This window comes from Bacillus sp. FSL H8-0545, from assembly GCF_038006105.1.
Lineage (GTDB): Bacteria > Bacillota > Bacilli > Bacillales > Bacillaceae_G > Bacillus_A > Bacillus_A cereus_U.
Map to the genome: position 1 here is coordinate 1,548,034 of NZ_JBBOUO010000001.1, position 22,980 is coordinate 1,571,013.

Below are 22,980 nucleotides of genomic sequence, written 5' to 3' on the forward strand. Positions count from 1 at the left end.
GAGAGAGGTGAAACGATGGATATTAAAATTCATGGATTAGAAAAGACATTTGGAGAAATACAGGCGTTAAAACCGTTACAAATTGTAATGAGAAAAGGAGAGTTCACCACACTTTTAGGACCTTCGGGATGCGGGAAAACGACTTTGCTTAGAATGATTGCAGGACTTGAAGAACCGGATAAAGGAGAAATATATTTTGGAGATAAGTGCATGTATTCGTCTACAAAAAAGGTAAAAACATCTCCTCATGAACGGAATATCGGTATGGTATTTCAAGATTTTGCTTTATGGCCGCATATGACTGTTTTTGAAAATGTTGCATTTGGTTTAAGGGCTACAAAGCAAACGAATCATTTACGCGAAAAGGTAGAAGATGCGATAAAGCGAGTTCGCCTGCAAGGTATGGAGAAAAGATATCCACACGAACTTTCTGGCGGACAGCAGCAACGTGTCGCATTTGCTAGAGCAATCGTAACAAAGCCTCATTTTATTTTATTTGATGAACCGTTAAGTGCACTCGATGCAATTTTACGAGAAGAAATGCGCTTAGAGCTTATGGATATCGTTCATTCCATTGGTTTAACAGCATTGTATGTAACACACGATCAAACAGAAGCTATGTCAATGTCAGACCAAATTATTGTAATGAAACAAGGGGAGGTATTACAAAAAGGAACACCAGAAAATATTTATGTGAAACCGTCTCATGAATTTGTTGCAAAGTTTGTTGGTAAGGCAAATTGGCTTGTAGAGAATAAACAAATGATTCGTCCAGAGCACGTGAGCTGGACAAAAAATGAAGTGTGCGATACGTATACAGGTGAAATTCAGTACGTTACATATGTAGGAGAACGTTATGAAGTGAAAGTAAACATGGGGACACTCGGTGTATGGACAGCTTATCACAATAGTAAGCTAAGCATCGGTAAACCGGTATCGTTATATGTACCCAAAAAATGTATTCATCATATAGGGGGAGAATCGTATGAAGAAATTCAGTTCGCTTAAGTCTTTATTTGTATGTACTTTACTATTTTCTGCAGTAGTAACAGGTTGTAGCTCAAAGACAGGCAGTGCAGATGCAAAAAATAAAAACGCTAATGAAAAGAAAATTGTTGTATATAGTGCAGGACCAAAAGGATTAGCAGAAAAAATTCAAAAGGACTTTGAAAAGAAAACCGGTATAAAAGTGGAAATGTTTCAAGGAACAACAGGTAAGATTTTAGCGAGAATGGAAGCTGAAAAGAAAAATCCAGTCGTTGACGTTGTCGTACTCGCTTCATTACCAGCGATGGAAGGATTAAAGAACGATGGTAAAACATTAGCTTATAAAGAAGCAAAACAAGCTGATAAGCTTCGTTCTGAATGGTCGGATGATAAAGGACATTATTTTGGATATAGCGCTTCAGCATTAGGAATTGTGTACAACACAAAAAATGTGAAGACAGCACCTGAAGATTGGAGCGATATAACAAAAGGAGAATGGAAAGGGAAAGTGACCCTTCCAGATCCAGCACTTTCAGGGTCAGCTTTAGACTTTGTAACAGGATACGTGAAAAAGAATGGACAAGATGGATGGAATTTATTTGAACAGCTTAAGAAAAATGAAGTTACAGTAGCGGGAGCAAACCAAGAAGCTTTAGATCCAGTAGTAACAGGTGCGAAAGATATGGTACTTGCAGGCGTTGATTATATGACGTACAGTGCAAAAGCAAAGGGCGAGCCGGTTGATATTGTATATCCAAAAAGCGGAACGGTTATTAGTCCGCGTGCAGCAGGTATTATGAAGGATAGTAAAAATGTAGAAGGTGCAAAACAGTTTATTGATTATTTATTATCAGATGATGTGCAAAAACAAGTTTCTAAAGCGTACTTATTGCCAGGTAGAAAAGATATAAAAGCTGAAAATAGACCGAATGTAGAAGAGATTCCGGTACTAAACGTTGATTGGAAAACAGTTGGGAAAGAACAGGATGAAATAGCAAAACAATTTAAGAAAGTATTTCAATAAGATGGTGATTACATGGTAAATCGATTCGTATCAGTAAGACAAATTGGAATGACAGTAGCATTGTTACTTGTGGTGATGTTAATCGTCATTCCGCTTTTTCTCATTTTATTTTCTAGTGTATATGAAAATAGCAGTTGGAATTTTTTAAAGCCTTTTGAAGTCATGAAGAGTGGTGGATTAGCTGGGATTTTTCTGAATTCGATGCTTCTAGGTGTACTCGTTGTAATAGGAGCTACAATATTTGCATTTCCATTGGCGTTCATTATGAGCAAAACAGATGTAGGAAAGTATAGTAAGTTAGATATTATTTTTATGATTCCATTTATGACCCCGCCGTATATCGGATCGATGGGATGGATTTTGTTCATGCAACCTAACGGTTATTTCGAACAATTTTTTCCGGCTTTAAAGCCGATTTCATCATCATTTTTTAGTTTAGGCGGTATGGTTTTAATTATGAGTCTGCATTTATTCCCATTCCTTTACTTCATGTTGAAAAACACGTTACTTCAAATTGGGAGTAGTAAAGAAGAAGCTGCAGCAGTTCATGGTGGAAGCTTTTTCTATCGTTTAAGAAAAATAATATTGCCGTTATTGTTATCAAGTTATGTAATGGGTGCTTTACTCATTTTCGTAAAGACGATTGCCGAATTTGGAACACCGGCTACATTCGGACGTAGAATAGGATTTCATGTGTTAACATCAGAGATTCATAAATTTATCTCAAGTTGGCCGATTGATTTTAGTAGTGCCACAGTATTATCTTCTTTATTACTTAGTGCGTGTATGCTCATTTGGTATATGCAAAATGTATTGAACCGAAAGTACTCATATGCAATGGTTAGTGGAAAAGGTGTGAAATCTAAAAGGTATACTTTGTCTATATTTACACGTTTTATAGCATGGGTTTATGTAATTGGTTTACTAATAGTAGCAATTGGTATCCCATACTTTTCTATACTCATAGCTTCTTTATCCAAGTTAAGAGGCAGGGGCTTACATTTTAATAACTTTACAACAAGCCATTATGAAGCATTATTTACAATTGGTTCTCCGGGATTAGAAGCTTTATGGAACAGTTTTCTTTTTTCACTCGTAACGGCGATTGTTGCTGTAATTATTGGAGTCTTTTTGGCACTTATGATTCGAAAGGGGAAAAAGTCCTCTGAAAAATGGCTTGATATGTGCGGTATGTTACCGAATATGGTACCAGGAATAGTGATGGTTGTAGGGCTTATTTTATTTTGGAATTCACCATATATGCCTATATCAATTTACAATACGCCTGTCATGGTTATCGTAACGTATGTTGTTCTTTTTTTACCTTATACGGTGCAGTATGTAAAAGCATCGCTCGGACAAATTGATGATTCTCTTGTACAGGCAGGGAGTATTTTTTCTGGAAATTATATTTATATTTTTAGAAAAATAATATTGCCTCTTATTATCCCAGGCATTCTGGCTGGATGGGCGATGACATTTACGATTTCGATAAGAGAGTTAGTAGCATCGCTTCTCGTACTACCTCCATCAGTAGAAACGTCAGCAACGTTTATTTTTGCTCAATTTGAACAAGGGGAAGTATCTATAGGAATGGCGATGGCCGTTGTTTCTGTTGGGCTTACAACAATGTGCTTATTACTTCTGCAACATATGGAGCAAAAACGAAAAGGGGTAGCATGATGAGGATGGAAGTATGGGGAGGAGCGGGAGAATACGGTCGTTCCTGCTATTTTGTAAAAAATAAAGAGCTGAAAATAGTATTTGATTGTGGTATTAATCGATCCTATGAGGAGAGTTATCCAAAAATAGAAAGAGAAGTAGTTACATTTTTGGATGCGGTATTTTTATCACATATTCATGAAGATCATACGATGGGATTACCTTTATTGACGAAATATGGATATAAGAAAAAAATTTGGACGACTCGTTATACGAAGGAGCAACTGCCAGCTTATTTTGAAAAATGGAGAAACTACAATCTTTCAAAAGGGTGGAATTTACCTTATAACGATCAAAATATTAAAGATTTAAATTATGTATGTATTGATGAGATTAGTAATCCAAATGAGTGGATACAAATTACTCCTGCACTGCGATTTCAATGGGGGTATAGTGGGCATGTATTAGGAGCTGTTTGGTTTTTAGTGGATATGTGTAATACATACGTATTTTATTCTGGCGATTATTCAGCAGAGTCTAATATACTACGAGCTAATTTACCTGAAAAGTTGCGTGGCGATATAAAAATTGCAATCGTAGATGCCGCATATCACACTGATGATATTTCGCAAAACGAACGAGTAAACGAACTATGTGCAGAAATTGAACGAGTTGCTCAAAATAAAGGAATAGCATTACTACCGTTACCTCCACTTGGTAGGGCGCAAGATATAGTATTGTATTTATATGAACGATATAAAGAATTGCCGCTTATAGTAGATAAAGAAATTTTGGTTGGTTTTGAAGAAATGTTCATATATAAAGATTGGCTAAAAAATAATGAAAAACTTGAACGGGTTCTGGAGAGTTTAAAAAGAAACATAATAGTTATGGATAATGACATTTGTATGCAAAATAGTTACGGAATATTTGTAATGAGTGATGCGAATATGCAAACGAAACGAGCGCAGTTATATTATGAACAACTTCGGCATGAAGAACGAAATTCCATTATCTTTACTGGACATATTGCGAAAGGAAGTTTCGCAGAAAAGGTGATGAAAGAATGTGTAAGTAGAGAATGTAGGGTAGAGCGAGTTCCATATAAGGTTCATCAAAGTATAAGTGACGTTAAGGCGATGTTAAATATATTATTACCAGAACATACGGTGTTAGTACATGCTCTTAAAGAGGACACGGATCGATTACAGCAAAACCTTAGTACAGCAGGATATGAAAATATATATTCACTTGCAATGGAACGTATAGAAGTGATTTAAAATGTAAAGGAGATTGATATATGAAAAAGGTATTTGTATTCGTAAGCATTTTCTTTTGTTGTTTCCTTTATAACGTGAAGGAAGGGTTTGCTGCTAGTCCGATGAAACCTAGTTTTGAAGTGAAGTTATTATTAAAGCCAGAACAAGTATTAAGTTATAACAAAGAGATAAAGCAAGAGGTACTAGAACATTTCCAGGCTGGTACAAATTATGAAAGAATACAAGTGCAATTTTTAGATACGGCAAATAAAAGTTTAAGTAACGAAGGTTGGTTTGCTAGAATTCGAAAGAAAGAATTTAGTAAAGATTTTGAGCTAACATATAAAAAGAGATACCCGATTCAAAATGGTATAATTCAAGATGCATTAGAAGTAGCTAAGAAGGATGGATTTGATAGTAAAACTGATAACTATGAGGCAGAAATAGATTGGGGATTTGAGAAGAAAACATTAAGTATTTCAAATAAGAAAAGTTACAGTGCTAAAGGATATGGGATACTTGATTTACCAAATGAACGGGATGCTCAAAACATGTTAATAGAGAAATTACCAGGGAAAATGAACAAATGGCTGTATACGAATTGGGGAGAAGAAATGCTCAACGATTCTCATATTTACGGTCCTGTATTAATGAAGCGATATACAGGTGAATTTGAAAATATAAAAGCGAATATTGAAATTTGGCAACTAAGTGATACAGGGAAAATAGAAGACGACTTCGTAATAGAAGTGTCATTTAAAACAAATGAAGAAAGTATTGCGACAAAACAAAGAGAATTATTAATGGCGAGTATAGAGAAAAAAGGTTGGTTGTTACCGAAAGATAGTTTGAAGACAGAGCTTATTTTTCGGTGAGTATGACAAAAGGAATCCATATGTCTATGGATTCCTTTTTCTAATATATGAGCATTAAGCTAAATCAGCTGACACGAACATATCACTATTTTGAAGGTTTTTAGAGCGCAAACTATAAGCGATCACTTTCTTTTTATGTTGTTTTACAACATCAACATGCTCTTCATGACTATAAATATAAAATGTAAAATCTTTTTTGCCACGTTTTGCATTTATAATTAAAGGAGTACCTTCATTTTGTGGTGGTGCATAATAACGATCTAAAAATAAACCTTCATTAAAATCAGTAATAATTTGAGATTTCTTATCGCCTTCTAAGCTATTTCCATTGATCGTTACAGTAACATTCTCTTCATCAAGTTGCGGATGTGTTTCATATCGGCTAATAATTGATTCAATAACGGAGTTTGGAAGACTAGAAACGATAATTTTAAATGCCCCAAATACAACTAACAGTACAATAAACCAAGTCGTCATATTGTATCATCCCCTTTACACTATTAAATAATATAACCCATATGGTAATAGTACATATGGTGAAGTTTTGTATATTTTGTGAAAAATTTTCCTTTTTCGAACGTTTTTTAACAAATGGAGATGTTTAAAGAATATAAGGTGATATTTGGTAGGATAAAAATATAAAGTTTTTTTATTTATTTGTTAGAAAAATCAATTTTGTTACAAAAAGTTGAAATCGAAGTATTTTAAAAGAAAAAGGTTTATAATAAAAACATAACTAATTACAAGGAAGTGTAACTATGAGTACTGTAGCTATCGTGTATGGTATTATTCTTTCCACAATTATTATTTTATTTTTCGTTGGAGTTTCACGTTATATTCATAAATGGAAAGAAGGCGTTGCGAAATTAAATCACATTGAAGAAGAACTCAGTGATTTAATGTTACATCATGGTAAGTAAAAAGTTTATTTTTTAACTAAACAATGTGAAGAATATCACAAAACATGCTCTCTTTAGGAAAGCATGTTTTTTTATTATGTGCTGAATAGGCACATATCATCTATTTTTCCCATACGATACATCGTTAAGTACAGAATGTTAGGAGCGGGAAAGAGGGATAAAATGAGTAATTCAGGTTATGTTACAGATAATAAAAATTTAAAGAAAAGCTCAGGAACTCCAAATCTTTTCTTTGATTCAAGAAAAAATGTCTTTTTTAAAAGAGACGAGAAAAATGTTGCGTATGAAGTAACGTCAACACAGTTACCGGCGATGATTGGGGGAGCATTTGTTGATTTGTTTATGACGAAGGGGCATATGCGAGAACCACATTGGCATCCGAATGCTTGGGAATTAGATGTTGTTGTCTCAGGGGAAGCCGTTACTTCTATATTAAATCCTGAAACGAATCAATTGCAAAATTATCATTTAAAAGCGGGGCAAACTGTCTTTATTCCAATGGGATGGTGGCATTGCATCACAGCCATAACAGAAGAAGTACAATTACATTTATTCTTCAATAACGATCAGTTTGAAACAGCCGAAGGATCGGATATATTAAGGTTGACGCCGCCAGAAGTATTTCAAGCTGCTTACGGTGTAAGTGCAGAGAAATTAGCGAAAGACCTTTCGCCAATTAAAGAGTCGGTTGTAATTGGACCGCCCACAGTAACCCGCTCTAAAGGCGATATACAGGCTGACGATTCAAATATAGTAGTTACGTTAAATGGACAAATAACTTCATGTGAAATAGAATAACTCTTTCTATTATTAGGAAGAGTTATTCTATTTTGTATAAAATTGTAATTTAGTTCGGTATAATTAATATATAGTAGGCAATTTGTTAGAGGAGGCACATTGTGAATATATTAAAGATGATAGGGATAATTGTGGGAGTTATTATAGTAGTTGTTATAGCTTTCTTTGCAGTTATGAAATATTATTTGTCAAAAGAAGATCTTGATTACGTATTAAACTACATAAAAGAACATAAAGGTGATGAAACATGTTCATTACTTATTAGAAAAAACGGTGAAGTAGTAACATCTGTAAATGAAAATAAAAAATTACCATTAGCGAGTATGGCTAAAATCGTAATAGCAGTTGAATTTGCTAAACAAGTGTCAGAAGGAAAAATTCGCCGCGATGAACAAATTTCATTGAAAGAACTAGAAAAATACTACGTTAAAGATACTGATGGTGGAGCGCATCCTGCATGGTTAGAAGATGCCAAAGCTAGAGAGTTAGTGAAAAATGAACAAATCACTTTAGAAGAAGTTGCCAAAGGGATGATTCATTATAGTTCTAATGCAAATACAACATATTTATTAGAGAAACTTGGGATAGATAGAGTAAATGAAAGTATAAAAGAATTAGAGCTTACTAGTCATGATAAGTTCTCTTCTTATACTGCTTCACTATATATGAGAGGATATGTAGAAAAAGAGCTTCATGTACAAGAGGATCAATCGTTAGAAATGATACGTAACATGTCTAATGATGAGTATAATAAACATGTGTTACAAATACATGAATGGATGAAAGATGAAAGCGAATGGAAGAAACGTGATATACCATTAAAAGTAGATATGGAATTCCAGCGTATTTGGTCAGATCGATTAGTGAGTGCAAATGCTAAAGATTATATGAGTTTAATGGAGAAGATAAATAGTAGGGAATATTCCCCAAAGTCAATGCAAGATGAAATTGATAATGTTTTTAAAGGAACAGTTGAAAATAATAAGTTGGAATATGCTGGGCAAAAAGGTGGTTCTACCGCATTCGTATTGACAAAAATTTTGTATACTACAGATAAAAAGGGAAATAAGGTTGAGGTTGTAATAATGTTTAATGATATAGATAATCAAATTACGCACCAAAAGCTTAGAAATAATATAGATTACTTCATTCGAGATGTTATAACAGATGAAGAATTCAGAAGAAAGTTATAATGAAATAATTTTATTATGTAAACAAAGGGCGCTTATTAGAAAGCGTCCTTTTCTTTTCATGATACAGGATTTCCTATTTACTCCATTGAATATAGATTGAAACTAAGAAAGGAAGAGGAACAAATGACTACAATATATTTCGTTCGCCACGCTCACTCTACATATACAAAGGAAGAAAGGGAACGTCCCTTATCTGAGAAGGGTTGGTTAGATGCACAAAACATAACAAGCTTGTTAAAAGATGAGAAGATTGATGTTGTTATTTCTAGTCCATACGAAAGAGCGATTCAGACCGTTGAAGGAATTGCGAATGCAAATAAACTATCAATACAATTGGAAGAAGATTTACGGGAAAGGTTATTAAGTAAAGAACCAGTACAGGATTTTAATGATGCTATTCAGAAGGTGTGGGAAGACTGGACTTTTGCATACGAAGGCGGGGAATCAAATGATGTAGCGCAAAGGCGTGCTGTATTATGTATGCAAAATATATTGGGAAAATATAAAGGGAAGAATATTGTAATAGGCACTCATGGGAATATTATGGTTTTACTTATGAATTATTTTGATTCGAAATATGATTTTCAGTTTTGGAAAACACTTCACATGCCCGATGTGTACAAATTAACTTTTAATAGTAATCGTTTCATTTCTGCTGAAAGAATAGAGAGAATAGGTCATCGGATAAACATTTTGTAAAAGTTTATCAAAAAAAGAGGAAAGAGAGAAGGTATTGTAGAAGTATGACTTTGTAACATAAAAAATATTTGTTAAAGGAGGCTGTTTACATGTTTGAGAAAGAGAAAGAAGGGCTTATTGAAGTTCACAACGTATATGAAATCGCACCAGCAGATGGAGCAATTATAGGTATGGCAACGGAAGAAGAAATGGAGATTGCTGCTGAACTAGAGTTACAGTACTATGCCCATTCTCGTTTATTAGAAGCAAATATTCAGTTAGACGGTTCCTCCTATAAAGAGTTACTTCAGGAGTTCCAGGAGTACGAAAGAAAATCAATGAATTTTTGGAGAGCAATACATAAACGTTTAGCTGTGCCATGGGCATGGGTACTACGTATTGATGTTGCGAATGGTCCTATATATGTAAGCAATGGGAGTTCGTATTATGAAGAAGTTGATGATGACGAAGAAGACTATGAATAGATAAGTAAGGAAGCAGCTTTAGTTGCTTCCTTTTTTTATGTAAAGTTTTGTGAAAGCTTTTCTATAATAGGAAGCCAATCATAAAATGAGCATCCCATTCCTGTTTGAATGACTACAGTTTGTTTACTGCTACCTCTCATATATACTTCTACATTTTGTCCAAATATCTCTACTGATCTATTAATAGTAATTCCCCCTAAGCTTGAAATACTTTTTGGCAAGTAAAGACGATACACCAGGCACATATGCCGAAGAGTATAGATGTACTAAGTGAAAAGGAGTTTTTTAAACCGATATAAACAATAAATAATAGTAATGCTGATGCAGGAAATCCATATAATACGCCCATAGCGAATTGACTTAACTCCTGTTTACTCCCACCTTCGAAAGAAATCCAAAATAAACTAAGTAAACTAACAAGAGGAAGGGCAGCAATAAAGCCGCCTATCGTACTATAATGTTTAGCGACTTCAGTAATCACGCCGATAATAAGTGCCGAAACGATAACTTTAACGAGGAAATGCATATTTTGCCTCCTTCGCTAATAAAGAAAAGGCTTTTTCGATTAATTGTTGCTCTTCTTTTGATAACTGTGATTCTAATATTTGTATCTTTTCTTTATCTAGCAAAGTATGCTTTTCTAATGCTTCAATTCCTTCTGCCGTTAATGTAAGGTTCACAACTCTTTCATCTTGTTTATTTCTTTCTTTCATGATAAATCCTTTTTGAATAAGGCGTTTTACATGTTCGGACGCTGTGTTATGAGATAAACCAAGTTCAGAAGCAACTTTTCCAATTGTTATATCTTTCTCCCGAGAAGTGATTTGTAAAATACGAATTGCTTGATGAGAAAGATTGTCTTCATATTCATATCGTAAGTGGTAGTAAATTGTCTCCCAATGTGGATTAATGTCTTTCATATTATAATTCCCCCTAATTTTTATATCGTATTATAAGATATATTCGCTTGATAAGAATTAAAATCCTGTTATTTTCATAATAAATGTTGAAAAAGTTTATTTTTATTGAAATATAAGGTAATCTATGTGTAAAGGTATACATTTAGCAAGAGAGAGGATGATAGCTGTGAATACATTTAAATGGATTAGTCATGAAAAGATGTATGTAGATCAAATACATGTTGAAAAATGTGGTCCTCTTTCAGTCGGCGTATATGGAGGGAATCAAGAGAGTGATGCATATGAAAGAGGAGATGCAGTGCTAGCTTGGTGGGATCCGAAATTAGAATTTGAATTTGTTATGATTTTTGATACACATCACAAAACGAAAAATATACATCATATAATAGAAGCAATTTCAGAAAGAAAAGAGAAGTTAAAAGAGTTATTTTCATATCCAATCCATTTAGCTTTTCATCATACCCATATGTATTTATTAGCGTTATTTACAGATGAGCTATTTATCGAGAAATGTGACCAAGATGATGAGGAACTTGCATGTTTAATTTGTTTACGAAAAGGCGAGTTCTTATATTGGCTATCAGTTGGTGATTGCTTCGCGTATTTATTCCATTCAGAGCAAACGGAAAATGGAAAAGGTAGGCTAAATAAGCGTAAGAACTATGAATATATAGGAAGAAAAAATGTTTTTGCAGCGAATACCCCTTGTTTTACATCAGGGATAAAGGGATTAGAAAAAGGTCAGAATCACATTGTAATGGCAACAGATGGTATTTTAGAATGTGATAAACGAAAGTTTGATGATGATCAATCTTTAGTAGAAATATTACACGACGGAACTTGTTTACAGATTGAGCCTGTATTAACAAATGTACTTCAGTGGAAAGGTAGAGATTGTGCCACTATTATTGGATGGTCCATCGATACTGAAGATAGACAATGTGCCAATTAATAAATGAAAGGGAGTTCAAGGGTTTTTGTCCTTGAACTCTTTTTTGTTAAGCGATATGAATATGATACGTTTTTAACCATTCATTTACTTGTAGCATATACTCCATAGCACTTCTTGCTTCAAAATTGTTAACCACTTTATTACTTTGATCAGCAATTGCAAGTAATATGGAATGGTTAATAAGTGAGAAAACAGGATTGTTTTTATTGCTGCACATATCAAGTGTTAAATTACGGATTGTTTGTAAATAATGTGGATCTTGTGAAGTAGGATAAGCGCTTTTTCTTCTATTTCGCACATCATCAGGTAAAGCAGGTTTCAGTGCTCTACGTAAAATACCTTTTTCAATATTATCAATACTTTTTATGTTGAAAGGAACGTTCCATAAATATTCAACTAATCTAAAATCGCAAAATGGTACACGAACTTCAAACCCTACAGCCATACTCATACGGTCTTTACGGTCAAGTAAGAACGGGAGAAATCTCGTTAAAAATAAATAAAACATTTGGCGTTGTTTCGCTTCTTTTTTACTTTCTCCTTCAAGAGTAGGTACTACAAGAACAGCTTCATGGAATCGTTTATTAATATAATGCTCAGGATTACATTGAGTTGTTACGTCGCTTAATAATAGAGAAGATGTATTTTTCCAGTTTGTTAACCACGGAAACTTATCTACATATAATAGTTCTTCTTGATGAAACCAAGGATATCCCCCGAATACTTCATCAGCAGATTCTCCAGATAAAGCTACGGTTGCATCTTTTTTCATTTCGCAAAATAGTAAATATAGTGAAGTTTCCATTTCGCCAGCACTTGGTAAATCTTTTGCACGGAGGGGAACGAATAAGTGATTTGCTAATTCTTCAGCATTCACAATAATATCATGATGCGATGTCCCTACATGTTCAGAAACACGTTTTACCCAAGGAGCGTCTAAACCAGTGCGAGCAAATGTCAGCTCGAAATCTTTTGCGCTATTTACAAAGTCAACGGAATACGTATGAAGTGTTTTATTTTCCGCTGCAAATTCTTTCCCCGCTAGTGCAGTAATACCGCTAGAATCTAATCCGCCTGATAACATACAAACAAGAGGAACATCGGCAATTAATTGTCTTTTTACTGTATCTTGTAAGATAGATAAAATATGTGAAGATGTGTCTTCGATAGATTCTTTATGGACCTTACTTTCTAAATTCCAATACTTCTTAACTACCTTTTTATCACGTGTAAAAGATATAAAATGTCCAGCACGAACTTCTTGAATATGTTTAAAGACGCCACATCCTGGAGTTCGAAATAAGCCTAATCCAAATATTTCATTTATTCCATCCGCATCAATTTCAGCAGGAACAGATGGGTGCGCTAATAGGGCTTTTATTTCAGAACCGAAAATAATGCTGTTATTTCTTTCTGTATAAAAGAGTGGTTTTACCCCTAAATGATCGCGTGCTAAAAACAATTGTTGCTTCTGATCATCCCATATAGCAAAAGCGAAAATTCCATTTAAATGTTGTACGCAATCTCCTTTCCATTCTAAATAAGCATGTAGTAAAACTTCTGTATCTGAATGAGTTTCAAATGCATGCCCACATTTTTGAAGTTGCTTTCTCAGTTCACGGAAATTATAAATTTCTCCATTATAAGTAAGAGCATACGTGTAATCTCCGGCACGAAATGTTTTTGGCTGCGTTCCGCCTTCTGGGTCAATAACAATTAAACGTCGGTGTGCAAAGGCCGCACGAGGAGAAAACCAAAATCCTTCAGCATCAGGACCACGATGCTGAATACTATTTGCCATCTTTTCTAAAATAACATGTTGATTTGAAAGATCCTTCTTCCAATCTATCCAGCCTGTAATTCCACACATACAAATCTCATCTCCTAATTTTAAATAGTAGGTTAACGAAATAAAATGTACACTAAGTTAAAGAATGGTTATGTAAATAGTGTACTACATTAATTAAATTGTAGACTTGAGAAAATTTTCTTCAAATTCAAAGTTATATGAGACAATAGGTAAGGAAAAGTATTCCATTACATACAAAAAATAATAAAAAAGATGAGAGAAAACTTTTTTCTGGACGTTATATAGAGTGTAAAAGCTTTTACAAAAAAATAAGGGGAATCGCTACATGAAATCAAATGAGAAAAATTTTATAAAAAGATTACAGCGACAAAAAGAAGATGCGCTAGAATTTGTTGTCGATACATACTTACCACTCATAAAGGGGATTACGCATAAAGTTCTTCTTCCAGTTCAAAATGATGGACTCATAGAGGAATGTGTAAATGATATATTTCTTTCCATTTGGAATAACGCAAATAAGTTTCATGGAGAGCCGAGTGATTTTAAAAAATGGATTGCAGCGATTGCAAAGTTTAAAGCAATTGATTATTACCGGAAAGCAACTAAAAAAGTAGAAATCATTTCAGATGAGTTTCATATAAGTACGGAAAAATCGGCAGAAGACGAATTAATCGTTATGGAAGATAGGGAAGAATTATTGAAGCTTATTAATCAATTAGAACCGTTAGATCAAAAAGTGTTCATTATGAAATATCTACTCGGTATGAAGACAGAAGAAATAGGTGACAAGTTAGGATTAACTCGAGCGGCGATAGATAATCGTGTGTATCGCGGGAAAAAGAAGCTACAACAAAATGCTACGAATATTAGTTTTGGAGGTAGTGTAATATGAAAGATATTTATGAACTATTAAATGATATTGATATAGATGAAAAAGAACTTGAGGAAATTGAGGCTTCTGAAATTGAAAAAGAAAAAGTGAAGCGTAATTTAAAACAATCTATACGTACGAAGAAAAAGGTGAAAACTTGGAAAAAAGGTGTCGCTGCTGCATCTATTTTAGTTGGATTATCAGTTGCGACACTGGGTATCGGATTTCCTACATATGCTGGGGGATTGCCAATTGTAGGTGACATATTCCGATTTTTAGATAATGGTAGAACAGGGTTATATGAAAATTATAAAGAGTTTTCGACTGAATTGAATATGACGAGAGAGAGTAATGGGGTTAAAGTTACAATTAATGATGCTGTGTTTGATGGTAGAACAATCACGATCACATATTCTATTGAGAGTGATAAAGATTTAGGAGAGAAACCTTTCCTATTTGGAAGTCCGCAAGTTATGGGCTTTAATGGCGGGGGAGGTAGTTCGAAAGTTACAAAAGTTGGAGAGAGAAAATATGTAGGTATGACCACTATGAGTGGTATTGATAATGAAAGGCTAGATGTTGCAAATGTTTGGTGGGATATAGAAGCAATTGAGTTGGATTATGAAGGTAATGCAATAAAGGGGAACTGGAATTTCGCACTTAGTTTAAAAGCAATGGATAGTAAGGAAGCAAAGGTTAATGGGGTTTCTGAAAATGAATTAATAAAAGTAAATATAGACAAAATGGAAGTAACCCCGATGTCATTTATTGTTTATTACAAGCAGGAAGAATCTAAGGCATTAAGAAGTATATGGGATAGCGCTGATGTGGAATTAGAAATAAAAGATGATTTAGGAAATCGATATGCAGGTAAAGGAAATGGTGGAAGTAGTACAGTAGCGGAGCCATATAAAAGTAGTTGGAGTGCCACATTCCAAAAATTGAACGAAAATGCAACAAAGCTTATCGTTACACCTCATGTGAATTTGCGAGTGCATACACCTGAAAATCATGGTGGAGTGGAGTATGTTAATGGGAAAGAGAAGAAAATTGAAGTGCCGAAAAATGAAGCGAAGAGTAAAGATATAGTGTTAGATGATATTGTCATTGATTTAAAGAAATAAAAGAGAGACTGCCTGAAACCATTAGGCAGTCTCTCTTTTCGTTAAAAGCTAGTAACAAGCAATGCATGTGGATGCTGCGTTTTATATTCATCTTTCCACGGAATGTTTAGTTGTTCCCACGTTTCACCGCTATCATTGGATTGAAACACGCCGTTGTTATTTAAAGTGTAAAACGTATGTGGTTCTACTGGATTTGTAGCAAACATCGAAATGACTGTACCAATTGCAGATGGTAGACCTTGCTGTACTTGCTCGAAAGGAGTATCTTTCGTTTTTCGATAAATATAAGATTCATAAGGAATACGGTGATGAGCGAGATCAGCACTCGGTGCAGCAGACACGAGAATTGTATCGCAATCAGCTGGGTTGATAGCCATGCTGTATAAATAATGATGTTCAAGTCCTTCACTACATGAGATCCAGCTGTTTCCACTGTTATAACTTTCAAGATAGGCACGATCAGGTCCGCCCATAAACCCATCACCACATGATGCATAAAGGCGATTTGGGGCTTCAGGGTGCATGAGTAATTGATGAGCATCGATAGGGGCACCGAATTTTTTATCAATCCATGTATGCCCTTTATCGTTACTTTGAATAACAGCACCAGCTTCGATTGAAACGTGGATTGTATTTGGATTGTTTGGATCAATTGTAATCCAGCGTACGTGATGGGTAAAAGGTCTAGGCGGGAAAGCCCACGTATAAGAAGATAATAATGATTTCATATTTTTAAGTTCAGTCCACGTTACACCGCCATTTTCTGAACGAAATAAAGCACTAGGTTCTGTACCTACATAAACGACTCCATATCCGTTAACTTGTTCATTAGGGCTTATCGTAATGGAAGTGATTGAAGAATGTAAAATACCGTCTTCTTTCGGAAAGTCAAAGTAACGATAAGAATCTCCAATTGGTCTCCATGAATCCCCACCATCATCGCTTAACCATAGACCTCGTCCAAATGTTCCACAATATACACGATTCTTTTGAAATGGATCAACTGCAATACAAGTAGGCTGCATATTTTGTAAGTGGTAAGTCGTTTCGTAGTTACCATCTTGTTCTTTTATTACAACAAGTTCACGCTCCATACAGAGAAATAAACGTTTCATTTAAGTAACCTCCTTAAAAATTCTTTCATTAGTAAACAATATGAAAATAAAAAAGAAGTAGTCTTGTTTTTATTTGAGAAAAAGGACTTGTTTGAAAAGTAGCGAAGTGTGTATACAGAAGGAATCGGGATAAAGTGAAACTTTAATCAGTGGGGGTTTTGTTCATCCCCACTGATTATTAGCCTTCACCAATCGGACGTTAATGCGGGATAAAGGGAGTGAGTTTGTTTCATACTAACATACAGATATTGCACTTAAAGGAGCATTTGTATGGGAAACTCACATGATCACGGTCATTCAAAAAATAAAAAGGCGTTACTAATTGCCTTCCTATTAACGACCAGCTTTATGATTGCTGAAGTTATTGGAGGGTTTGTAACAAATAGCTTAGCACTATTATCTGACGCGGGGCATATGTTAAGTGATGCAGTATCCTTAGCGTTAAGTTTACTTGCGCTCAAGCTTGGAGAAAAAACAGCAACGGCTGCAAAAACATACGGGTATAAGCGTGTCGAAATGTTAGCGGCATTATGTAACGGTGTCGTTCTTATTGTTATTTCGATATATATTTTTATTGAAGCAATTCGTCGGTTTAAAGAGCCAGTGGAGATTGCTAGTAATGGGATGCTCATTATTGCTGTACTTGGTTTGCTTATTAATATTGTATCAGCTTGGATATTAATGAGAGGCGGAGATGTGAAAGGGAATTTGAATTTAAGAAGTGCTTTCTTACACGTACTAGGCGATTTATTAGGTTCAGTCGGAGCAATTATTGCTGCGTTGCTTATTAAATTTTTTGATTGGAATGCCGCAGATGCGGTTGCTAGTATTCTTGTGTCTATTTTAGTCATTATAAGTGGATGGCGTGTAACACGTGATACAGTTCATATACTAATGGAAGGTGCACCGCAGCATATAGATGCTGAAGAGGTGAAAAATACATTATTAAATATTACTATTGTAAAAGAAGTTCATGATTTACATATATGGTCTGTAACATCAGATTTTCTAGTATTAACTTGCCATCTTATTATTAAAGGTAATGAAACGCAAAGTGTATTGAAAGAAGCAACGGATGTATTAAAGGAAAAATTTCATGTAGAACATGTCACCATTCAAGTAGAAATTGAGGGTGAATTTAACCATAATGAGACAACTTGCAAAGTATGAAAGAAAAAGGGTATGAAAAAGTGTCATAACATTTTTCGCGTGGCATACATATATATAATGTGGCCACAAATACTTTGTAATGTAAATATTTCATAAGATTACTTTACTTATTAAGAATCATCTTTTATAATCAAAAGTGGTAATTGATAAAGATTATCATTTTCAATGATCGTAGAAAGGAGTTTTTTAAAAGATGAGTAGTCAACTCCGTTTTGCTGTTGAAAATCGTAAGAGGCATTTAATTGATGAGTTAATTGGAGCAGGTGTGTTTAAGATTCGCGAACGACAATTATACGAGCTGTCTTTAGAGGAATTGGAAAAAGAGTACGAGCATATTGAAGAATTTGCAGACATTCAGGCATAGCCATATAGAGTAGTAAAGAAAGAGCATGTTACATAAAAGTGTAACATGCTCTTTTTTGATTATGGAAAAATATTGTAGATCGGTTGGTGTTAAAATGCTAGCAAGATTTTTGATTTGATTTTTTTCAGCTGTAGGTAATGCCGCAATCCATCCACCAGCCCCTTGTATTGTAATAAATGATGTGTGTTCTTTTGGGGAAGGGGAAATATAGTAGTACATATGAACTGAGAACAGCAGTGGAAATCTTTGTTGTGGCAAATATTAAAAAAGTTATTATTAGATAGTTTTTTCGAAAGAAATAAAAATACAACATTTTTTATATTTTTCATTGCGAAAAGCGCAATCTACTTTTACAATAGAAAGGGTTGTGAATATATTATACTGAAAAAATAAATCGAAATAATATGAAAATTTTGTTTTGTCTTCGCTAATTGTATACTACATACACGTAAGACGACATACATCATGTTATCGACTTGTAAGGAGAGAAAAAAATGAAAAGTGTAAGATTACCCTCGATGCTAGAAATCATCATTCTTTTATTCCTATTTCTTGCTGTCGTCTTTTCCTTCCAAACGATTTTTGATCTCCCAATTCAATTAGCGCTATTTATTTCATGGTTTTTAGTTATTGCGCTTGGATTAAGGTTAGGATTTCGTTATCAAGAATTGCAAGATGCAATTACGAAAGGGATTTCTAATGGATTAGAAGCAATTCTTATTTTAGTTGCAGTTGGAGCTTTAATTGGAACATGGATTGCTGGTGGGGTTGTACCTACATTAATTTATTATGGATTAGAATTCATTCACCCTAGCATATTCTTATTGGCAACTTTAATTATTTGTTCAATAACTTCTATCGCGACAGGAACATCATGGGGAACAGTTGGAACAGCTGGTATTGCTATGATGGCGATTGGGGAAGGGCTTGGATTACCACTTCCGCTTGTTGCGGGTGCAGTTCTTTCAGGAGCTTATTTTGGAGACAAATTATCACCACTTTCTGATAGCACAGTTCTTGCAGCTTCTATGGCAAAAGTAGATGTTATTGCTCACGTTCGAGCTATGCTCGTATTAGACGTTCCAGCTTTTATTATTACCAGCATTATGTTTACTGTTGCTGGATGGATGTATGGCGGGGATAATGTAGATTTAAATAGAGTAGAGTTTTTAAAAGAAGCTTTATTAAAGCAATTTGATATTAAAATATGGATGCTTGTTCCGGCTGTAATCGTTATTGTGCTATTGGCGCTGAAGAAACCTTCTATGCCAACAATTGCTATGGGAGCTTTAATTGGTGCAATTTGGGCAACTCTTTTCCAAGGGATGCACTTTGGAGAGGCAATTGGAACAGCATATAACGGATTCTCAATTCAATCTGGTGTCGAGTTTGTCGATAAGTTATTAAACCGTGGTGGAATTAACGGTATGCTTAGTTCAGTAGCCGTTATTATTTTCGGCTTAGGTTTTGGTGGACTACTTGAAAAGCTAGGTGTTCTAAAAGTAATCGTATCAAAATTTGAGAAGAAATTAAATTCTGCAGGTAATGTAACATTGTCTACATTAATCGTGGCATTCTTAGCTAATATATTTGGTTGTGCGATGTATGTATCACTTATTTTAACACCGAAAATTATGGAAGATAGCTATGATAAATTAAAAATAGATCGCCGTGTATTAGCACGTAACTCAGAAGTAGGTGGAACGTTAACTTCTGGTATGGTTCCGTGGTCGGATAATGGTATTTTTATGGCTGGTATTTTAGGTGTAGCAACGTTCTCATACGTTCCGTTTATGTGGTTAAGCTTCGTTTCATTAATTTTGGCAGTTATTTACGGATATACAGGGAAATTCATTTGGTATGTAGATGACGTTGAAAAAGGGAAGCAAGCATCATAAAAAAATACCTTCTGCCACCGCAGAAGGTATTTTTTTTATATATACGAGTGAGAATTCTTATCATTTGTATGGAAGTCTGTTAAAATGAGAAATGTAGGTATTTTATTTTCAAGGGGATGAAAAAATGGAGTACAGAATTGAAAGTGATACATTAGGAGAAATGAAAGTTCCAGCTGATAAATTATGGGCAGCACAAACACAGCGTAGTAAGGAAAATTTTCCGATTGGAACAGAGCATATGCCGCTTGAAATTGTAAAAGCATTTGCGATTTTAAAGAAGAGTGCAGCGATTAGCAATCAAAAATTAGGGAAGTTATCAGAAGAAAAAGCACAAGCAATTGCGGAAGCTGCTGATGAAGTTATCGCAGAAAAATGGAATGAACATTTTCCACTTGTCGTATGGCAAACAGGTAGTGGTACACAATCGAATATGAATGTAAATGAAGTAATTGCAAACCGCGGTAATCAAATTTTGAAAGAAAAGGGATCTGACGTACATATTCATCCGAATGATGACGTGAACATGTCTCAAAGTTCAAATGATACGTTCCCAACAGCACTTCATGTAGCGTGTGTGATTGCGGTAGAAAATCATGTATTACCAGCTATTACGAAATTAAAAGAAACATTAGCAGAAAAAGTAACTGCATTTGAACATATTATTAAAATCGGTCGTACGCATTTACAAGATGCAACACCGTTAACGTTAGGACAAGAAATTAGCGGATGGCACCGTATGCTTGAAAAAACAGAGCGTATGATTGCAGATAGCAATACATATATGAAAGAATTAGCAATTGGTGGTACTGCGGTTGGAACTGGAATTAATGCGCACCCTAAATTTGGTGAGATGGTAGCAGAAGAAATTAGTCTGTTTACAGGTAAACAATTTGTTTCTGCACCAAATAAATTCCATGCGTTAACGAGCCATGATGAAGTTGTATTTGCACACGGAGCATTAAAAGCATTAGCTGCTGATTTAATGAAGATTGCTAACGATGTGCGTTGGCTTGCAAGTGGTCCGCGTAGTGGTCTTGGGGAAATTATTATTCCTGCAAATGAACCAGGAAGCTCTATTATGCCAGGTAAAGTAAATCCAACGCAAAGCGAAGCGCTAACAATGGTTGTAGCACAAGTTATGGGAAATGACACAACAATCGGATTTGCTGCGAGCCAAGGTAATTTTGAGCTAAACGTATTCAAACCAGTTATCGCTTACAACTTCCTGCAATCTGCTCACTTATTAGCTGATGCAACCGTTTCATTTAATGATAAATGTGCAGTTGGTATTGAAGCAGATGAAGAAGTAATTAATGAAAATGTAAATCGTTCATTAATGCTTGTAACCGCACTAAACCCACATATCGGGTATGAAAATGCCGCGAAAATTGCAAAGCATGCTCATAAAGATGGATTAACTTTAAAAGAAGCAGCACTGCAATCAGGATTACTAACAGAAGAGCAATTTGATGAAATTGTAGACCCGAAAAAAATGATTGCGCCGAAAGAATAATAGAAGAGGCCAAGGTTCTTAATTTAGAATCTTGGCTTTTTTATCGCCCAAATAATCGCATTACTAACATCCCATTTCGTAAAACAATAAATGATAGCTAAAGGAAACTTTTGAATAGCTCGATTCCATTCTTGTCTAGCTTCTTCATACTCACAATCATATCTTGTAATAATTTCACCTGTTAATCCTTCATAACTTAACTCATACATAATAAGCACCTTTCATTCATTTTGTGTAGAAGTTTACTTTTTTAGAAATAGTGTATGTTCGTATCGTTTGTTTGTGATGGAGGGGTAGTATCTTTATGTAATAAAAAATAGACTAACTATTGGGTAGTTAGCCTGAGGGGAGAATAAATATGTAAACGGCGGTTTTGCTTGGGGAGGATATTCAATTCTTATATAGTTATCCTAATAGCATAGAACTGTCTCAAACAAAACTATTCATTTGAGGTGCTATTGATTATTTTCACATTTGGCCAGTTTTCTTTTAAGAGTGAAATGAATTTCTCCTCTTCTTGTGGTACGAAAGATGTTACTGAGTCGAATAAATTATAATGAATTTCTATTTGCTGTCTTGTACAATTTTCTGAACGAAGCTTTTTACCAGAGTATTTAATGTGGCGTATATCTTCAAATGGAATTTCAGTACGGAGTATGAAACCATGTTTAAAAACAAGGGCAGATTCCGTTATTTTGTAATGAAAAAAATAGAAAGAAGAGAGATTCACGATATTTAAGAGCATCATGAGAGTGAAAAAAATAGAATTCTCATTTTGAAAGAATAGGGAAATGAAAAAAACAACTAAAAACAATGAGATTAAAATGATATGAAATGGATTTTTTTTCGCTTTAAATTTCAAGTGAATCACCTCGGTATACCAGTTATTAAAATAATTAAATCACAATATTGTAATGAAACGTAAAAATATGCAACATTACATATTTTTACGTTTCATTATTCGTGTAAACTTTTTTTGATGGGGTAAATTTAAATGAAGTTTTACAAAAGTGGAGTTGCATAAAATGATTTGCAGAAAAAGCATTAAAGTAATAGTCATAATTTGTTGTATGATGATGATTAGTGGTTGTTCAAATAGATTCGTTGAGGATGGAAATCGAAAACATGTATTTGTACAAGCAAGTAAAGTTTTAGTAGAGGTTGTTTATAAAATATATAAAAGGTAAAAGGTGTTTCCATATACGGAAACACCTTTTTTGTAGTTAAAATTGAATGCTGGAAGGGTCTTGAATAGTAGTCATGTTTTGTTTCACATCCCATAATAATTAGTTTGTTACAATACATTCGTTTTTCGGTGTGATAAGTCCTATTTATCATGGTTAGATAAATATTTTTATAAAA

Annotated in this window: 24 protein-coding genes and 3 pseudogenes; 19 read left to right on the top strand and 8 right to left on the bottom strand. The window is 34.4% G+C overall.

Annotated elements, in window-relative coordinates; all coding sequences use genetic code 11:
- Positions 1 to 15 precede the first annotated feature (15 nt).
- The 5 genes from MHI07_RS08220 to MHI07_RS08240 are packed head-to-tail and all read left to right on the top strand — an operon-like array spanning position 16 to position 5,807.
- Positions 16 to 1,008, top strand: coding sequence for an ABC transporter ATP-binding protein (locus tag MHI07_RS08220; protein WP_340822987.1), 993 nt, complete (start codon positions 16 to 18; stop codon positions 1,006 to 1,008).
- The gene (locus tag MHI07_RS08225; protein WP_215572646.1) at positions 986 to 2,011 is read left to right on the top strand and encodes an ABC transporter substrate-binding protein; all 1,026 of its coding nucleotides are present in this window, start codon (positions 986 to 988) and stop codon (positions 2,009 to 2,011) included. Before MHI07_RS08220 ends, MHI07_RS08225 begins: the two co-directional genes overlap by 23 nt.
- A gap of 12 nt (positions 2,012 to 2,023) precedes the next feature.
- Positions 2,024 to 3,694 carry an ABC transporter permease gene (locus MHI07_RS08230; RefSeq protein ID WP_340822995.1) on the top strand — a complete coding sequence of 557 codons (1,671 nt, stop codon included), beginning with the start codon at positions 2,024 to 2,026 and terminating at the stop codon, positions 3,692 to 3,694.
- A complete protein-coding gene (locus MHI07_RS08235; protein WP_340822996.1) occupies positions 3,691 to 4,953 on the top strand; it encodes an MBL fold metallo-hydrolase in 1,263 nt (420 codons plus the stop codon). The genes MHI07_RS08230 and MHI07_RS08235 overlap by 4 nt, the downstream gene beginning before the upstream one ends.
- Positions 4,954 to 4,973: 20 nt before the next feature.
- Positions 4,974 to 5,807 carry a hypothetical protein gene (locus MHI07_RS08240; protein ID WP_340822998.1) on the top strand — a complete coding sequence of 278 codons (834 nt, stop codon included), beginning with the start codon at positions 4,974 to 4,976 and terminating at the stop codon, positions 5,805 to 5,807.
- A 54-nt stretch (positions 5,808 to 5,861) separates the two neighbouring features.
- Here the strand turns inward: MHI07_RS08240 and MHI07_RS08245 are convergent, their stop codons facing one another.
- The gene (locus MHI07_RS08245; RefSeq protein ID WP_340823000.1) at positions 5,862 to 6,284 is read right to left on the bottom strand and encodes a YfmQ family protein; all 423 of its coding nucleotides are present in this window, start codon (positions 6,282 to 6,284) and stop codon (positions 5,862 to 5,864) included.
- Positions 6,285 to 6,325: 41 nt separating this feature from the next.
- Between MHI07_RS08245 and MHI07_RS29355 the strand changes: the two are divergent.
- The 6 genes and pseudogenes from MHI07_RS29355 (at position 6,326) to MHI07_RS08270 (ending at position 9,881) form a co-directional block, all read left to right on the top strand.
- Positions 6,326 to 6,515: pseudogene (locus MHI07_RS29355) on the top strand (hypothetical protein).
- 50 nt (positions 6,516 to 6,565) lie between these two features.
- Entirely contained in the window at positions 6,566 to 6,727 is a 162-nt protein-coding gene (locus tag MHI07_RS08250) for a hypothetical protein (protein ID WP_002158451.1), read from the top strand.
- A gap of 162 nt (positions 6,728 to 6,889) precedes the next feature.
- Positions 6,890 to 7,525, top strand: a complete 636-nt coding sequence (locus tag MHI07_RS08255; protein WP_340823002.1) for a cupin domain-containing protein — start codon at positions 6,890 to 6,892, stop codon at positions 7,523 to 7,525.
- A gap of 101 nt (positions 7,526 to 7,626) precedes the next feature.
- A complete protein-coding gene (locus MHI07_RS08260) occupies positions 7,627 to 8,718 on the top strand; it encodes a serine hydrolase (RefSeq protein WP_340823004.1) in 1,092 nt (363 codons plus the stop codon).
- 123 nt (positions 8,719 to 8,841) lie between these two features.
- Positions 8,842 to 9,417: a histidine phosphatase family protein gene (locus MHI07_RS08265; RefSeq protein ID WP_070139074.1), complete on the top strand. Its 576-nt coding sequence runs from the start codon at positions 8,842 to 8,844 to the stop codon at positions 9,415 to 9,417.
- An 89-nt stretch (positions 9,418 to 9,506) separates the two neighbouring features.
- Positions 9,507 to 9,881: a hypothetical protein gene (locus tag MHI07_RS08270; protein WP_000461761.1), complete on the top strand. Its 375-nt coding sequence runs from the start codon at positions 9,507 to 9,509 to the stop codon at positions 9,879 to 9,881.
- Between the two features lie 38 nt (positions 9,882 to 9,919).
- Here MHI07_RS08270 and MHI07_RS08275 read toward each other — a convergent pair.
- The 3 genes and pseudogenes from MHI07_RS08275 to MHI07_RS08285 form a co-directional block, all read right to left on the bottom strand.
- Positions 9,920 to 10,126: pseudogene (locus MHI07_RS08275) on the bottom strand (alpha/beta hydrolase); the annotation flags it as partial.
- Positions 10,078 to 10,407, bottom strand: a complete 330-nt coding sequence (locus tag MHI07_RS08280; RefSeq protein ID WP_193646016.1) for a DUF3147 family protein — start codon at positions 10,405 to 10,407, stop codon at positions 10,078 to 10,080. The gene MHI07_RS08280 and the pseudogene MHI07_RS08275, both read right to left, overlap by 49 nt.
- On the bottom strand, positions 10,391 to 10,801 hold the full coding sequence (locus MHI07_RS08285; protein WP_340823010.1) for a MarR family winged helix-turn-helix transcriptional regulator: 411 nt from the start codon (positions 10,799 to 10,801) through the stop codon (positions 10,391 to 10,393). Before MHI07_RS08285 ends, MHI07_RS08280 begins: the two co-directional genes overlap by 17 nt.
- Before the next feature lie 124 nt (positions 10,802 to 10,925).
- Between MHI07_RS08285 and MHI07_RS08290 the strand changes: the two genes are divergently transcribed.
- Positions 10,926 to 11,753: a protein phosphatase 2C domain-containing protein gene (locus MHI07_RS08290; RefSeq protein WP_340823012.1), complete on the top strand. Its 828-nt coding sequence runs from the start codon at positions 10,926 to 10,928 to the stop codon at positions 11,751 to 11,753.
- A gap of 46 nt (positions 11,754 to 11,799) precedes the next feature.
- Here the strand turns inward: MHI07_RS08290 and asnB are convergent, their stop codons facing one another.
- Positions 11,800 to 13,623 carry an asparagine synthase (glutamine-hydrolyzing) gene (gene asnB, locus MHI07_RS08295; RefSeq protein WP_340823015.1) on the bottom strand — a complete coding sequence of 608 codons (1,824 nt, stop codon included), beginning with the start codon at positions 13,621 to 13,623 and terminating at the stop codon, positions 11,800 to 11,802.
- Between the two features lie 265 nt (positions 13,624 to 13,888).
- On the opposite strand from asnB, the gene MHI07_RS08300 reads away from it, so the two are divergent.
- Both MHI07_RS08300 and MHI07_RS08305 read left to right on the top strand, forming a co-directional pair.
- A complete protein-coding gene (locus MHI07_RS08300) occupies positions 13,889 to 14,455 on the top strand; it encodes a sigma-70 family RNA polymerase sigma factor (protein ID WP_002200990.1) in 567 nt (188 codons plus the stop codon).
- Positions 14,452 to 15,558, top strand: a complete 1,107-nt coding sequence (locus MHI07_RS08305) for a DUF4179 domain-containing protein (protein ID WP_340823017.1) — start codon at positions 14,452 to 14,454, stop codon at positions 15,556 to 15,558. The genes MHI07_RS08300 and MHI07_RS08305 overlap by 4 nt, the downstream gene beginning before the upstream one ends.
- Positions 15,559 to 15,599: 41 nt before the next feature.
- On the opposite strand, the gene MHI07_RS08310 is transcribed toward MHI07_RS08305, so the two are convergent.
- Positions 15,600 to 16,673 (bottom strand): WD40/YVTN/BNR-like repeat-containing protein, encoded by a 1,074-nt coding sequence (locus tag MHI07_RS08310; RefSeq protein WP_340823019.1) that lies wholly within the window; start codon positions 16,671 to 16,673, stop codon positions 15,600 to 15,602.
- Between the two features lie 270 nt (positions 16,674 to 16,943).
- Between MHI07_RS08310 and MHI07_RS08315 the strand changes: the two genes are divergently transcribed.
- The 4 genes from MHI07_RS08315 to fumC all read left to right on the top strand — a co-directional run bounded on the left by MHI07_RS08315 (position 16,944) and on the right by fumC (position 21,618).
- A complete protein-coding gene (locus MHI07_RS08315; RefSeq protein ID WP_340823021.1) occupies positions 16,944 to 17,843 on the top strand; it encodes a cation diffusion facilitator family transporter in 900 nt (299 codons plus the stop codon).
- A 193-nt stretch (positions 17,844 to 18,036) separates the two neighbouring features.
- Entirely contained in the window at positions 18,037 to 18,207 is a 171-nt protein-coding gene (fbpA, locus tag MHI07_RS08320; protein ID WP_002158436.1) for a Fur-regulated basic protein FbpA, read from the top strand.
- Positions 18,208 to 18,701: 494 nt separating this feature from the next.
- The gene (gene nhaC, locus MHI07_RS08325; protein ID WP_002158435.1) at positions 18,702 to 20,105 is read left to right on the top strand and encodes a Na+/H+ antiporter NhaC; all 1,404 of its coding nucleotides are present in this window, start codon (positions 18,702 to 18,704) and stop codon (positions 20,103 to 20,105) included.
- Between the two features lie 124 nt (positions 20,106 to 20,229).
- Entirely contained in the window at positions 20,230 to 21,618 is a 1,389-nt protein-coding gene (gene fumC, locus MHI07_RS08330; protein WP_340823025.1) for a class II fumarate hydratase, read from the top strand.
- A 38-nt stretch (positions 21,619 to 21,656) separates the two neighbouring features.
- Here the strand turns inward: fumC and MHI07_RS08335 are convergent.
- Positions 21,657 to 21,827 (bottom strand): annotated as a pseudogene (locus MHI07_RS08335) (FAD-linked oxidase); the annotation flags it as partial.
- 230 nt (positions 21,828 to 22,057) lie between these two features.
- The gene (locus MHI07_RS08340; RefSeq protein WP_340823027.1) at positions 22,058 to 22,480 is read right to left on the bottom strand and encodes a PH domain-containing protein; all 423 of its coding nucleotides are present in this window, start codon (positions 22,478 to 22,480) and stop codon (positions 22,058 to 22,060) included.
- A 163-nt stretch (positions 22,481 to 22,643) separates the two neighbouring features.
- Here MHI07_RS08340 and MHI07_RS08345 point away from each other — a divergent pair, with 163 nt between their 5' ends.
- On the top strand, positions 22,644 to 22,805 hold the full coding sequence (locus tag MHI07_RS08345) for a hypothetical protein (protein ID WP_002158431.1): 162 nt from the start codon (positions 22,644 to 22,646) through the stop codon (positions 22,803 to 22,805).
- Positions 22,806 to 22,980: the final 175 nt, after the last annotated feature.

Excerpts from the sequence above, each read along its gene's own strand:
- MHI07_RS08255 (WP_340823002.1), top strand. The coding sequence starts at position 6,890 with ATGAGTAATTCAGGTTATGTTACAGATAATAAAAATTTAAAGAAAAGC.
- MHI07_RS08230 (WP_340822995.1), top strand. The coding sequence starts at position 2,024 with ATGGTAAATCGATTCGTATCAGTAAGACAAATTGGAATGACAGTAGCA.
- MHI07_RS08305 (WP_340823017.1), top strand. The coding sequence starts at position 14,452 with ATGAAAGATATTTATGAACTATTAAATGATATTGATATAGATGAAAAA.
- MHI07_RS08290 (WP_340823012.1), top strand. The coding sequence starts at position 10,926 with ATGTGTAAAGGTATACATTTAGCAAGAGAGAGGATGATAGCTGTGAAT.
- MHI07_RS08225 (WP_215572646.1), top strand. The coding sequence starts at position 986 with ATGAAGAAATTCAGTTCGCTTAAGTCTTTATTTGTATGTACTTTACTA.
- nhaC (WP_002158435.1), top strand. The coding sequence starts at position 18,702 with ATGAAAAGTGTAAGATTACCCTCGATGCTAGAAATCATCATTCTTTTA.
- MHI07_RS08250 (WP_002158451.1), top strand. The coding sequence starts at position 6,566 with ATGAGTACTGTAGCTATCGTGTATGGTATTATTCTTTCCACAATTATT.
- MHI07_RS08310 (WP_340823019.1), bottom strand. The coding sequence starts at position 16,673 with ATGAAACGTTTATTTCTCTGTATGGAGCGTGAACTTGTTGTAATAAAA.
- fumC (WP_340823025.1), top strand. The coding sequence starts at position 20,230 with ATGGAGTACAGAATTGAAAGTGATACATTAGGAGAAATGAAAGTTCCA.
- fbpA (WP_002158436.1), top strand. The coding sequence starts at position 18,037 with ATGAGTAGTCAACTCCGTTTTGCTGTTGAAAATCGTAAGAGGCATTTA.
- MHI07_RS08270 (WP_000461761.1), top strand. The coding sequence starts at position 9,507 with ATGTTTGAGAAAGAGAAAGAAGGGCTTATTGAAGTTCACAACGTATAT.
- MHI07_RS08220 (WP_340822987.1), top strand. The coding sequence starts at position 16 with ATGGATATTAAAATTCATGGATTAGAAAAGACATTTGGAGAAATACAG.
- MHI07_RS08240 (WP_340822998.1), top strand. The coding sequence starts at position 4,974 with ATGAAAAAGGTATTTGTATTCGTAAGCATTTTCTTTTGTTGTTTCCTT.
- MHI07_RS08235 (WP_340822996.1), top strand. The coding sequence starts at position 3,691 with ATGATGAGGATGGAAGTATGGGGAGGAGCGGGAGAATACGGTCGTTCC.
- asnB (WP_340823015.1), bottom strand. The coding sequence starts at position 13,623 with ATGTGTGGAATTACAGGCTGGATAGATTGGAAGAAGGATCTTTCAAAT.
- MHI07_RS08315 (WP_340823021.1), top strand. The coding sequence starts at position 16,944 with ATGGGAAACTCACATGATCACGGTCATTCAAAAAATAAAAAGGCGTTA.
- MHI07_RS08300 (WP_002200990.1), top strand. The coding sequence starts at position 13,889 with ATGAAATCAAATGAGAAAAATTTTATAAAAAGATTACAGCGACAAAAA.
- MHI07_RS08245 (WP_340823000.1), bottom strand. The coding sequence starts at position 6,284 with ATGACGACTTGGTTTATTGTACTGTTAGTTGTATTTGGGGCATTTAAA.
- MHI07_RS08280 (WP_193646016.1), bottom strand. The coding sequence starts at position 10,407 with ATGCATTTCCTCGTTAAAGTTATCGTTTCGGCACTTATTATCGGCGTG.
- MHI07_RS08345 (WP_002158431.1), top strand. The coding sequence starts at position 22,644 with ATGATTTGCAGAAAAAGCATTAAAGTAATAGTCATAATTTGTTGTATG.
- MHI07_RS08285 (WP_340823010.1), bottom strand. The coding sequence starts at position 10,801 with ATGAAAGACATTAATCCACATTGGGAGACAATTTACTACCACTTACGA.
- MHI07_RS08265 (WP_070139074.1), top strand. The coding sequence starts at position 8,842 with ATGACTACAATATATTTCGTTCGCCACGCTCACTCTACATATACAAAG.